The organism is Oceanicola granulosus HTCC2516, assembly GCF_000153305.1.
Classification (GTDB): Bacteria; Pseudomonadota; Alphaproteobacteria; order Rhodobacterales; family Rhodobacteraceae; genus Oceanicola; species Oceanicola granulosus.
In genome coordinates this window covers 373800-384970 of sequence record NZ_CH724107.1, presented here as the reverse complement: position 1 = coordinate 384970, position 11171 = coordinate 373800, and the positions used below count along the sequence as shown (strand labels likewise).

Annotated in this window: 12 protein-coding genes; 6 read left to right on the top strand and 6 right to left on the bottom strand. The window is 70.0% G+C overall.

Translation table 11 applies throughout. From position 1 onward, the window contains the following. Window position 1: 1 nt before the first annotated feature. From OG2516_RS01900 to OG2516_RS01880, 5 genes are all read right to left on the bottom strand, one after another. Window positions 2-745: an RNA methyltransferase gene (locus OG2516_RS01900; RefSeq protein WP_007253906.1), complete on the bottom strand. Its 744-nt coding sequence runs from the start codon at window positions 743-745 to the stop codon at window positions 2-4. Window positions 746-933: 188 nt separating this feature from the next. Then, a complete protein-coding gene (locus OG2516_RS01895; protein ID WP_007253905.1) occupies window positions 934-1773 on the bottom strand; it encodes an ATP-binding protein in 840 nt (279 codons plus the stop codon). Continuing rightward, on the bottom strand, window positions 1770-2648 hold the full coding sequence (gene tatC / locus OG2516_RS01890) for a twin-arginine translocase subunit TatC (RefSeq protein ID WP_007253904.1): 879 nt from the start codon (window positions 2646-2648) through the stop codon (window positions 1770-1772). The genes OG2516_RS01895 and tatC overlap by 4 nt, the downstream gene beginning before the upstream one ends. Beyond that, entirely contained in the window at window positions 2645-3172 is a 528-nt protein-coding gene (gene tatB / locus OG2516_RS01885; RefSeq protein WP_050769099.1) for a Sec-independent protein translocase protein TatB, read from the bottom strand. The genes tatC and tatB overlap by 4 nt, the downstream gene beginning before the upstream one ends. Before the next feature lie 25 nt (window positions 3173-3197). Next, window positions 3198-3476, bottom strand: coding sequence for a twin-arginine translocase TatA/TatE family subunit (locus tag OG2516_RS01880; RefSeq protein WP_007253902.1), 279 nt, complete (start codon window positions 3474-3476; stop codon window positions 3198-3200). A 164-nt stretch (window positions 3477-3640) separates the two neighbouring features. Between OG2516_RS01880 and OG2516_RS01875 the strand changes: the two genes are divergently transcribed. Beyond that, the gene (locus OG2516_RS01875; protein ID WP_007253901.1) at window positions 3641-4255 is read left to right on the top strand and encodes a helix-turn-helix transcriptional regulator; all 615 of its coding nucleotides are present in this window, start codon (window positions 3641-3643) and stop codon (window positions 4253-4255) included. Here the strand turns inward: OG2516_RS01875 and OG2516_RS01870 are convergent. Further along, a complete protein-coding gene (locus OG2516_RS01870; RefSeq protein ID WP_007253900.1) occupies window positions 4240-5559 on the bottom strand; it encodes a helix-turn-helix transcriptional regulator in 1320 nt (439 codons plus the stop codon). The genes OG2516_RS01875 and OG2516_RS01870 overlap by 16 nt on opposite strands. Window positions 5560-5785: 226 nt before the next feature. Between OG2516_RS01870 and OG2516_RS01865 the strand changes: the two genes are divergently transcribed. From OG2516_RS01865 to OG2516_RS01845, 5 genes are all read left to right on the top strand, one after another. Then, window positions 5786-7150, top strand: a complete 1365-nt coding sequence (locus OG2516_RS01865) for a substrate-binding protein (protein WP_007253899.1) — start codon at window positions 5786-5788, stop codon at window positions 7148-7150. Window positions 7151-7261: 111 nt separating this feature from the next. Then, on the top strand, window positions 7262-8293 hold the full coding sequence (locus tag OG2516_RS01860; protein ID WP_007253898.1) for a branched-chain amino acid ABC transporter permease: 1032 nt from the start codon (window positions 7262-7264) through the stop codon (window positions 8291-8293). A 3-nt stretch (window positions 8294-8296) separates the two neighbouring features. Continuing rightward, window positions 8297-9577, top strand: a complete 1281-nt coding sequence (locus OG2516_RS01855; RefSeq protein ID WP_040614882.1) for a branched-chain amino acid ABC transporter permease — start codon at window positions 8297-8299, stop codon at window positions 9575-9577. A gap of 12 nt (window positions 9578-9589) precedes the next feature. Further along, complete coding sequence (locus tag OG2516_RS01850) at window positions 9590-10348, top strand: ABC transporter ATP-binding protein (RefSeq protein ID WP_007253896.1); 759 nt, start codon at window positions 9590-9592, stop codon at window positions 10346-10348. 10 nt (window positions 10349-10358) lie between these two features. After that, the gene (locus OG2516_RS01845; RefSeq protein WP_007253895.1) at window positions 10359-11120 is read left to right on the top strand and encodes an ABC transporter ATP-binding protein; all 762 of its coding nucleotides are present in this window, start codon (window positions 10359-10361) and stop codon (window positions 11118-11120) included. Window positions 11121-11171: the final 51 nt, after the last annotated feature.

The following is an 11171-nucleotide window of genomic DNA, read 5'->3' as shown; positions in this document are numbered from 1 at the left end:
CTCAGCCGCGCTCCTTCCAGCGGACCATCTGGCGCAGGATGCCGTGGAGCATCTGCACGTCGGCGCGGGTGAGGGGCATGCGGCTCCAGAGGTTGCGCAGGTTGAGCCTCATGCCCTCGGCCTTGTGCTCGGGGAAGAAGAACCCGGCCTCGGCGAGCCGCTCCTCGTAATGGTCCCCGAGCCGCTCCACCTCGAGGCGCTCGGCGAGCTCGGTGCGCTGGCCCTTGAGGCGCACCGGCGCCGTCTGCGAGGTGGCGCGGCGCCACTCGTAGCCGAGCAGGAGCACGCACTGGGCGAGGTTGAGCGAGGGGAAGTCCGGGTTGACAGGGACCGACACGATGGCGGAGGCGGCGGCGATGTCGGCGTTTTCCATGCCGGCACGTTCGGGGCCGAACATCACCGCGACCTTCTCGCCCCGCGCCACCCGCGCCGCGGCGTCCGACATCGCGGCCTCCGGCGTCATCACCGGCTTGGTCAGCTCGCGCGGGCGGGCGGTGGTGGCGTAGACGAAGGTGGTGTCGGAGATCGCCGCCTCGGTGGTGTCGAACAGCTGCGCCTCGTCGAGCAGCCGGCCGGCACCGCTGGCGAGCGCGACGGCGGAAGGATTGGGCCAGCCGTCGCGGGGCGCGACGAGGCGCATCCGGTCGAGGCCGAAATTCCACATCGCCCGCGCCGCCGCGCCGATGTTCTCGCCCATCTGCGGGCGCAGCAGGACGAAGGCGGGCTGGGGGCGGTCGGTGGGCATGGTGGCTCCTGTGGGGGGCGGCGTCTCGGCGGGGGCGCTGCCTGTTACGCCGGGTGCGTGGCGGTTGGCAAGGCGGGGGTGGGGCCGGGCTGAAGCCCGGCCTACGGGGCTGCGGGTGCTTGGCGGCTCAGGCCCGACGCGACAGATGCTCACGGGGCGGGTGCGCGATGAATGCGCACCCTACGGGTTCAGGCGATGTGGACGCCGCGGCGGCCGGCGAGGTCGGTGAAGTACTGCCAGGCGACGCGGCCGGAGCGGGCGCCGCGGGTCGCCTGCCACTCGATGGCCTCGGCGCGCAGGTCGGCGTCGGAGATCTCGACGCCGTGGGCGTCGCAATAGCCGCGGATCATCGCCAGGTAGGAATCCTGGTCGCACGGGTGGAAGCCGAGCCAGAGGCCGAAGCGGTCCGACAGCGACACCTTCTCCTCGACCGCCTCCGAGGGGGAGATCGCGGTGGAGCGCTCGTTCTCGATCATGTCGCGCGGCATCAGGTGGCGGCGGTTGGAGGTGGCGTAGAGCACCACGTTCTCCGGCCGGCCCTCGACGCCGCCGTCGAGCACCGCCTTCAGCGACTTGTAGTGCGCGTCGTCGCCGGTGAAGGAGAGGTCGTCGCAGAACAGGATGAACCGCTCCTCGCGCCCGCGCAGCATCGCCAGGCAGCGCCCGATGCTGGCGAGGTCCTCGCGCTGCACCTCGACGAGCTTGAGACGGGGATGGTCGGCGTGGAGTCGGCCGTGAACCGACTTGACGAGGCTCGACTTGCCCATGCCGCGCGCGCCCCAGAGCAGCGCGTTGTTGGCCGGCAGGCCGCGCGCGAATTGCAGGCTGTTCTGGTAGAGCGTGTCGCGCGCCCGGTCGACGCCCACGAGCAGGTCGAGCTCGACGCGGTTGACCGCGTCCACCGGCACCAGACGGTCCGGGTCGGGATGCCAGACGAAGGCGGCGGCGGCGGCGAAGTCGGGGGCGGGATGCGCGGGCGGCGCGAGGCGCTCCAGCGCCTCGGCGATGCGGTCGAGCGGGTCGGTCATCTGGCGCTCTCGTCCTCGTCCTCGAACTGGTCGTAGAGACCCTCGTTCTCGCCCAGCACGCCCTCGGCGCGCAGCTGCTCCTCGCGCTTCTTCTCGACGCGCTTCACGAGGTGGATGGAGATCTCGTAGAGGCCGTAGACCACGACGAACAGGATCACCTGGGTGATGACGTCGGGCGGGGTGACGATGGCGGCGAGCATCAGGATGCCGACCACGGCGTACTTGCGCACCGCCTTGAGGCCCATCGACGTCACCAGCCCGGCCTTGCCCATCAGCGTCAGCAGCACCGGCAGCTGGAAGCAGAGGCCGAAGGCGACGATGAACTTCACGGTGAGGTTGAGGTATTCCTGCGCCGAGCCCTGGAAGACCACCGACAGGCCCGTGCCGACCCCGGGCTCGGGCACCGCGACGCCGTCGGCGCCGAATTGCTGGAAGCCGAGGAAGAAGTCGTAGGCCAGCGGCGTCACCACGTAGAAGGCGAAGGACGCGCCGAGCAGGAACATGAAGGGCGAGGCGATGATGAAGGGCAGGAAGGCACCCTTCTCGTTGCGGTAGAGGCCCGGCGCCACGAAGCGCCACATCTGGAGCGCGATGTAGGGGAAGGACAGCATCAGCCCGCCCAGCAGCGAGACCTTGATCGCGACGAAGAAGCCCTCCTGCGGCGAGATGAAGATCAGGTCGCAATCCTGTCCGAGCTCGGCGAGCTCGGCGCAGAGCGGGGCGGTCAGGAAGTTGAAGATCGGGGTGGCGACGGTGAAGCAGATCACCATGCCGATCAGGAAGGCCACGACCGAGTGGATCAGCCGCGAGCGCAATTCGCGCAGGTGCTCGATCAGCGGCGCGGAGCTGTCGGCGATCTCGTCTGCGTTGCTCATGTCTTGTCGGTCTCGCTGTCGGACGCGCCGGCCCCGGCGGGCACCGGGCGCGGCTCGGGCTCGGCGGCCGGGGGCGCGGGCGGCGGGGCGGGCTCGGGCGTGGCGTCGAGGCGGGCGTCGGCCTCGAGCGCGTCGGCCTCGTCCTCGGCCATCTCGGCGGCGGCGGCCTCGCGGTCGCGCCGCTCCTGGGCGCGCTGGGCGGCGGCGTCGTGGATCTTCTGGCGCGCCGCCTCGCGCTCGGCGGAGAGCTTGGAGGTCTCCGGCCCGAGGCCGGTCGCCTTCTTCAGCGAGTCGGTGCCGAACTTGGTCGGGTTCGAGGCCGCGCGGATGGTCTTGTCGATCTCGCGCACGCCGGCCTGGTCGGCGGCGTCGTTCATCGCCTTGGAGAACTCGCGCGCCATGCCCCGCGCCTTGCCGGTGAACTCACCGACCTTGCGGAACATCTGCGGCAGGTCCTCGGGTCCGACGACGATGAGCGCCACGATCCCGACGACCATGAGCTCGGTCCAGCCCATTCCGAACATGGTGCGAGTCCTTCTCGGAGGCGGGTCAGACCCGCTCCTTTTCCTCTTCCGGCGTCACGTCGCGCGCGGTGTGGGCGGTGTCGGCGGTGGTGCCGCGGGTGCCGGTGGCGGTGGCGGTGGACTTGTCGTCGTCGTCCTCGAGGCTGGCGTTGATCTCGTTCTTGCCGTCCTCGACGCCGCGCTTGAAGGCGGTGATGCCCTTGCCGACCTCGCCCATGAGCGAGGAGATCTTGCCGCGGCCGAACAGCACGAGGACCACGACGGCGATGAGCAGAAGGCCGGGAAGGCCGATGTTGTTGAGCATTGTTCCATGTCTCCCTAAGGCGCGCCGGCTGGGGCGCGAACGTCCCTCGTCCGGGCAATCCCTAGCCGCTGGGGCGGGCGGGGCGAAAGGCGCAAATGGCGCGGCGGGGTTGCGGGCGGGGGTGGCGCGGCGCATGTTGCGACAGAAACCTGTCAGGAGTGGACATGCGCGGCGATCGGCTCTCGGCCCTGATGCAGGCGCTCAAGCGCCCCGGCCCGCACCGGGCGGCGGACCTGGCGGCGCGGCTCGCGGTGACGCCGCGCACGATCTACCGCGACATGGACACGCTGCGCGACGCGGGGGTGCCGCTGGAGGGGACGCCGGGACGGGGCTACCGGATCACCGCGGCGCTGAGCCTGCCGCCGCTGCATCTCGACGCCGACGAGCTCGAGGCGCTGCAGATCGGGCTGGCGGCGGTGGCGCAATCGGGCGAGGCCGATCTCGCCGCCGCCGCCGGGCGGCTGGCCGACAAGCTCGACGCCGCGCTGCCCGAGGACGGGCTCGCGCCGCGCCCCGCCGACGCCGCCGCGCGGGCGCTGCCGTGGCTGGCGACGCTGCGCCAGGCGATCCGGGCGCGCCAGAAGCTGCGCGTGGACGGGCGGGTACTGCGGCCGCTGCGGCTCGATTTCTGGGGGCGGCTCTGGACGCTGCTGGCCTGGGACGAGGCGGCGGAGGGGTTCGTGGAGATCGGCATCGACCGGATCGGCGCCCTCGAGGTGCTGCCGTCGCTGTTCGTGGACGAGCCGGGGCGGCGGGCGGGCGACTACCGGCCCGGCTGAGCCTCGGGGCCGAGGATCGAGGGTTCGCGGCGCACCGGGCAGGCGGGGCGCGGGCAGATCCGGCAGGCGATCCCGGCGGGGCGCGGCGGCAGGTCCGAGCGCGCCGGAGCGGGCAGCATCAGCATCGTGCTCTCGAGCACCGCCGGCGCGCCGTACTTCACGGGACCGCGCGGCGCGGCGACGGCGTAGGCCATGACCCGGCGCGGCTGGCCGCCCGGCAGCTCGACCAGCGCGCGCACCGGCTGCCCCGGGCGGCCCAGGGCCTCGAACAGCGGCCAGAGCGGACAGGCTCCGCCGGCGCGCGGGAACTCGACCTCGGGGAGCGGCTGGAGCGCGATCAGCGCGCCGGCGCTGTCGGCGACGGCGAGGCCGGCGAGCGGGTGGCCGAGGGCGGCGGGCAGTGCGGCGAGGCGGCGCAGCACGCGCGGCAGGCCGGCGCCGGTGGCGGCGGCGAGGCGCAGCGGGTCGTGGTCGCAGACCTGGGCCTGCTCCGACACCTGCGCGAGCGGCAGCGCGGCGGCGTCCTCGGCGTAGCGCAGGAGCCGGGCGCGGGCGAGGTGGCGGGCGTCGTCGGAACTCAGCTGGGGTGCGGCCGCGACGAGCTGGTTAACCGCCTCCGCCCCCTGCCCTTCGAGCTCGGCGACGTGGCCGCCGCGCGCGGCGAACAGCGCGTCGACCTCGTCGAGCGGCGACAGCGGCGTGCTGCGCTCGGCGCCGGTGGCATCGAGATAGCGGATCAGCGCCTGGCTCGAGCCGGCGAGGCGCTGGGCATCGGCGTGGAGGTTGTTGTGAAAGCGCGCCTGCCAGTCGGCGTCGAGATCGTCGGAGCCGGCGAGGATCGACGAGGTCGAGCGGATCGACGTCACCGCCGAGATCACCTCGTGCAGCGCGCTGGCGAGCTGGGGATCGTGGGCGAGGCGGTCGCTCATCACCCGCAGCCGGCCCTCGAGCGCGCCGATGCGCGCCTCCTGCGCCGCGATCACCCCCGCCCAGCCCGGGTAGCGGTCGGCCAGCTCCTCGATCCGGTCGAGCTCGGGGGGCGTGTCGGCGCCGCCTCTCGCTGCGGCGCGGCGCAGGGAATCGACCGTCGCGCCGCCCGCGCCCTCGCTCAGCACCACCGGGTCGATCTCGAGCACGCGGGCGATCTCGTGCAGCAGCCGGCCCGCGATGCGGCGGCGGTTGTGCTCGATAAGGTTCAGGTACGACGCCGAAATTCCCGCCATCTGCGCCAGGTCGGCCTGTCGGAGGCCGCGATCGAGGCGGCGGGCGCGGATGCGCGAGCCGGTGAGTGCGCGCTGTGCCAAGGCGGCCTCCTGCCTGGTCGACCGCGTGCCGATGCTGCGGCCGCGGGATAACGGATTTACAAGAACCTTAACGCGCCTGTCGATTGGTTTACAGAAAAATCCCGCCAACAGAGGGGGTTGTTGCGCGATTTTCCCGAACCTGCCGATACTGCCCCTACGCTGCAAAGCGACCGACCGGTCCGGGAAGAGGAGCCCAGGACCGGCGACACCTACAGGGAGGACATCCATGTCGACTTCAAGATTCACCCGTCGCGGGGTACTGCGCACCGGCGCGATCGCCTCCGCCGGGCTGGCGCTGCCGACCTACCTGCGCGCCGAGGCGCATACCGGCTTCACCAACGCCCCCGGCGACAGCGAGGTCGTGCTCGGCTTCAACGTGCCCCAGACCGGCCCCTACGCCGACGAGGGCGCCGACGAGCTGCGCGCCTTCGAGCTCGCCGTCGAGCACCTCAACGGCGAGGGCGACGGCGGGATGCTGAACACCTTCTCCGAAAAGAACCTCGACGGCACCGGCATCCTCGGGCGCCGGGTCAACTTCGTCACAGGCGACACCCAGACCAAGTCGGACGCCGCCCGCGCCTCGGCCCGCTCGATGATCGAGAAGGACGGCGCGATCATGATCTCCGGCGGCTCCTCGTCGGGCGTCGCCGTCGCCGTGCAGGGCCTGTGCCAGGAGGCCGGGGTCATCTTCATGGCCGGCCTGACCCACTCCAACGACACCACCGGCAAGGACCGCAAGGCCAACGGCTTCCGCCACTTCTTCAACGCCTACATGTCCGCCGCCGCGCTCGCGCCGGTGCTGCAGAACCTCTACGGCACCGACCGCAACGCCTACCACCTCACCGCGGACTACAACTGGGGCTGGACCCAGCAGGAATCGATCGCCGCGGCGACCGAGGCGATGGGCTGGGAGACCGTGAACAACGTCCTCACCCCGCTCGCCGAGACCGACTTCTCCGCCTACATCGCGCCGGTGCTGTCCTCGGGCGCCGACGTGCTGGTGCTGAACCACTATGGCGGCAACATGGTCAACTCGCTGACCAACGCGGTGCAGTTCGGCCTGCGCGAGGCCCAGGCCAACGGCAAGAAGTTCGAGATCGTGGTGCCGCTCTACTCGGAGCTGATGGCGCGCGGCGCGGGCCAGAACATCAAGGGCATCCCCGGCTCGCAGAACTGGGACTGGAAGCTCGAGAACGAGATGGGCGAGCGCTACGTCGGCACCAACGCCTTCGTGCAGTCCTTCGGCGAGAAGTACGGCTTCCCGCCCTCCCAGGCCGCCCACACCTGCTACGTGCAGACCCTGCTCTACGCCGACGCCGTCACCCGCGCGGGCTCGTTCAACCCCTGCGCCGTGGTCGAGGCGCTCGAGGGCTTCGAGTTCGACGGCATGGGCAACGGCCCGACGCTCTACCGCGCCGGCGACCACCAGTGCTTCAAGGACGTCGTGGTGGTGCGCGGCAAGGAGAACCCGGAGAACGAGTTCGACCTGGTGGAGATCGTCGAGGTCACCCCGACCGAGCAGGTCACCTACGAGCCCGATCACCCCATGTTCGACGGGGGCGACCTGGGCGAGTGCAACCCGGGCGCGTGAGCCGCGAGCGCGGGGCGGGGGCGCGCCCCTGCCCCGCCGTCTCGAGGGCCGCCGGCCCGCCCTGCCCGGCCCCGCGCCGGGCATTCCCGACACATCCATGAAGGTGGAGACATGGACGCCGTCATCCTCCAGTTCCTGAACGGGCTCGACAAGGGGTCGGCCTACGCGCTGATCGCCCTCGGGCTGACGCTGATCTTCGGCACGCTCGGCGTGGTCAACTTCGCGCACGGGGCGCTGTTCATGATCGGCGCCTTCTGCGCCGTCACCATGAGCCGCCTGCTGAGCCTGTCGCACCAGGTCGTCGACGAGACCCGGACCGACTTCCTCGGCAACCCGATGAAGGTCGACGTGCCCTACGTGAACGACTGGTTCGGCGAGGCGACGGGGGCGCTGATCATCGACTGGGCGGTGCCGATCTCCATCCTGCTCGCCATTCCCGTCATGCTGCTCGTCGGCATCGTCATGGAGCGCGGGCTGATCAAGCACTTCTACAAGCGCCCCCACGCCGACCAGATCCTCGTCACCTTCGGCCTCGCCATCGTGCTGCAGGAGATCATCAAGCAGGTCTACGGCGCCAACCCGATCCCGACGCCCGCGCCCGAGGCGTTCCGCGGCAGCCTCGATTTCGGCGTGATGCTGGGCTTCGATCCCTACACGATCACCTACCCCTACTGGCGCCTGGTCTACTTCGCCTTCTCGGTGATCATCATCGGCGCGGTCTTCGCCTTCCTGCAATTCACCACCTTCGGCATGGTCGTGCGCGCCGGCATGGCCGACCGCGAGACGGTGGGGCTGCTCGGCATCGACATCGACCGCCGCTTCACGCTGATGTTCGGCCTCGCCGCGATCGTCGCGGGGCTGGCGGGGGTGATGTACACGCCGATCAACTCACCGAACTACCACATGGGCATGGACTTCCTGGTGCTGTCCTTCGTGGTGGTCGTCGTCGGCGGCATGGGCTCGCTGCCCGGCGCCGTGGCGGCGGGGTTCCTGCTCGGCATCCTGCAGAGCTTCGCCTCGATGAACTGGATCAAGGACATCATCCCCGGGATCGACCAGATCATCATCTACCTCGTCGCCATCCTGATCCTATTGACCCGCCCCCGCGGCCTGCTCGGCCGCAAGGGCGTGATGGAGGAGTGAGCCATGCGCGGACTTGAACGCAGAGACGTGATGCTGCTCGTCATCGTCGCCGTGATGACGCTCTTCGCGCCGATCATCCTGAACCCGTTCCCGGCCAACTCGGCGATGGCGCAGTTCAATGCCGGCTACCCGGACCTGATGCAGCGGTTCGTGATCTTCGGCATCTTCGCCATCGGCTTCAACATCCTGTTCGGGCTCACCGGCTACCTCTCCTTCGGCCACGCGGCCTTCCTCGGGGTGGGCAGCTACTCGGCGGTGTGGATGTTCAAGCTGCTCGGCTTCAACATCATCCCGGCGATCCTGCTGTCGGTCGTGGTGGCGGGGCTGTTCTCGGTGGTGATCGGCTACATCTCGCTGCGCCGCTCGGGGATCTACTTCTCGATCCTGACGCTCGCTTTCGCGCAGATGTCGTTCGCGCTGGCCTACTCGGTGCTCGGCAACCCGGCGCTGATCAACCTCACCAACGGCGAGACGGGCCTGCAGGTCTACCCTTCCGACCCGCAGGTGCTGCACGGCGCCAGCGCGCCGAACGTGACCAACCTGTTCGGGCTGGAGATGCGCCAGACCTGCGAGGTCAAGCTCGGCGGCACCGCCAGCGGGCTGTCGGGCTGCGACACCCACATGCTGCCGGGCGCCTTCGGCGAGACGTTCTGGGCCTTCGACTTCAATGCCGGATACTACGTCTGCGCGGTCCTGATGCTGATCGTCTTCTACCTCTCGATCCGCATCTTTCGCTCGCCCTTCGGGATGATGCTGCGGGCGGTGAAGTCGAACCAGCAGCGGCTCAACTACACCGGCCTCAACCCGCGCCCCTACACGCTCGCCGCCTTCGTGATCTCGGGCATGTACGCCGGGCTCGCGGGCGGGCTGATGGCCTCGATGGACCCGCTCGCGGGCGCCGAACGGATGCAGTGGACCGCCAGCGGCGAGGTGGTGCTGATGACCATCCTCGGCGGCGCGGGCACGCTGATCGGCCCGGTGCTGGGCGCGGGCTTCATCAAGTACTTCGAGAACATCTTCTCGAAGATCAACGACGGCGTGCTGCACAGCTGGTTCGCCTTCATGCCCGAGGGGCTGGAGAACCTCTTCGTGACGCTCCTGCACCCGTTCGTGGGCAAGGGCTGGCACCTGACGCTGGGCATCCTGTTCATGCTCGTCGTCATCTTCCTGCCCGGCGGGCTGGTCGAGGGCGGGCAGCGCATCGGCCGCTTCGCCTTCCGCCGCCGCAACCGCAAGGGCGGCGAGGCGGAGGCCGAGGCCGCCCGCAAGCAACCGGCCGAATAAGGAGCGCCGCGCATGGGCATTCTCGAAGTGAAGGGCGTCAACAAGCGCTTCGGCGGCTTGCAGGCGCTGGGGGACGTGAACCTGAGCGTGCAGGAGAACTCGGTGCACGCGATCATCGGGCCGAACGGGGCGGGCAAGTCGACGCTGCTGAACTGCCTCGTCGGCAAGCTGATCCCCGACTCGGGCTCGGTGATGTTCGACGGGCAGTCGGTGCTGGGCCGCAAGCCGCACGAGATCAACCAGATGGGGATCAGCCGGGTGTTCCAGACGCCGGAGATCTTCGCCGATCTCAGCGTGCTGGAGAACGTGCTGATCCCGTGTTTCGCGCGCCGCGACGGGGCGTTCCGGATGCATGCCTACGAGACCGTCGCCAACGAGCGCGAGCTGCGCGACATGGCGCTGCACATGCTCGAGGACGTCAACATGCACGACAAGCGCCGGATGCTGGCCGGCTCGCTGTCGCGCGGCGACAAGCGGCGGCTGGAGATGGCGATGTGCCTCGTGCAGTCGCCGCGGCTGCTGCTGCTCGACGAGCCGACGGCGGGGATGGCGCGGGCCGATACCAACAACACGATCGACCTGCTCAAGGAGATCCACGCCAAGCACGACATTACCATGTGCATCATCGAGCACGACATGAACGTCGTCTTCAGCCTCGCCCAGCGGATCACCGTGCTCGCCCAGGGCACGCCGCTGGTGGAGGACGTGCCCGATCGCATCAAGGGCCACCCGAAGGTGCGCGAAGCCTATCTCGGCGAAGCCCAGGTCTGAGGAGACAGCGATGACCGATACCGCCACCGCGCCGTTCGACAAGAACGTCAACAACGCCGCCACCCATCCCAAGTACCTGAGCGTGTGGAACGTCGAGGCCTTCTACGGCGAGAGCTACATCGTGCAGGGGGTGAGCTTCGACATCCACGAGGGCGAGATCCTCGCCCTGCTCGGGCGCAACGGCGCGGGCAAGACCTCGACCCTGCGCACCATCGCGCGGCTCGATTCGCCGGCGCTGGCGTCGGGCGAGATCTGGCTCGACCACCAACCGCTGCACACCATGCGCAGCCACCAGGCGGCGGCGGCGGGCATCGCGCTGGTGCCCGAGGACCGGCGCGTGATCCCGGGGCTGACCGTCGAGGAGAACCTGCAACTCGCCCAGATCGCGCCGCCGGTCGGCTGGTCGCTCGAGCGGGTCTACCAGCTGTTTCCGCGGCTCGGCGAGCGGCGCAAGCAGGAGGGCGTGACGCTCTCGGGCGGGGAGCAGCAGATGCTCGCCATCGCCCGCGCCTTGTGCCGCGATATCAAGGTGTTGCTGCTCGACGAGCCCTACGAGGGGCTGGCGCCGGTGATCGTGCAGGAGATCGCCAGGACGCTGGAGATCATCCGCGACCAGGGCATCACGACGGTGATCGTGGAGCAGAACGCCGTCGCGGCGCTGAAGCTGGCGGACCGGGCGGTGATCCTCGACATCGGCAAGGTGGTGTTCGACGGCTCGGCGCGCGAGGTGCTCGAGAACGAGACGCTGCGGGCGCAGTACCTGGCGATCTGAGGCGTTAACCGGCGCGCGCGAAAGCCGCGCGGCGTTAACGACTCGTCCATC

Bases quoted from the DNA above. Each gene is read 5' to 3' on its own strand.
- tatB (WP_050769099.1), bottom strand. From the start codon at position 3,172: ATGTTCGGAATGGGCTGGACCGAGCTCATGGTCGTCGGGATCGTGGCG.
- OG2516_RS01850 (WP_007253896.1), top strand. From the start codon at position 9,590: ATGGGCATTCTCGAAGTGAAGGGCGTCAACAAGCGCTTCGGCGGCTTG.
- OG2516_RS01895 (WP_007253905.1), bottom strand. From the start codon at position 1,773: ATGACCGACCCGCTCGACCGCATCGCCGAGGCGCTGGAGCGCCTCGCG.
- OG2516_RS01865 (WP_007253899.1), top strand. From the start codon at position 5,786: ATGTCGACTTCAAGATTCACCCGTCGCGGGGTACTGCGCACCGGCGCG.
- OG2516_RS01880 (WP_007253902.1), bottom strand. From the start codon at position 3,476: ATGCTCAACAACATCGGCCTTCCCGGCCTTCTGCTCATCGCCGTCGTG.
- OG2516_RS01900 (WP_007253906.1), bottom strand. From the start codon at position 745: ATGCCCACCGACCGCCCCCAGCCCGCCTTCGTCCTGCTGCGCCCGCAG.
- OG2516_RS01875 (WP_007253901.1), top strand. From the start codon at position 3,641: ATGCGCGGCGATCGGCTCTCGGCCCTGATGCAGGCGCTCAAGCGCCCC.
- OG2516_RS01845 (WP_007253895.1), top strand. From the start codon at position 10,359: ATGACCGATACCGCCACCGCGCCGTTCGACAAGAACGTCAACAACGCC.
- OG2516_RS01855 (WP_040614882.1), top strand. From the start codon at position 8,297: ATGCGCGGACTTGAACGCAGAGACGTGATGCTGCTCGTCATCGTCGCC.
- tatC (WP_007253904.1), bottom strand. From the start codon at position 2,648: ATGAGCAACGCAGACGAGATCGCCGACAGCTCCGCGCCGCTGATCGAG.
- OG2516_RS01860 (WP_007253898.1), top strand. From the start codon at position 7,262: ATGGACGCCGTCATCCTCCAGTTCCTGAACGGGCTCGACAAGGGGTCG.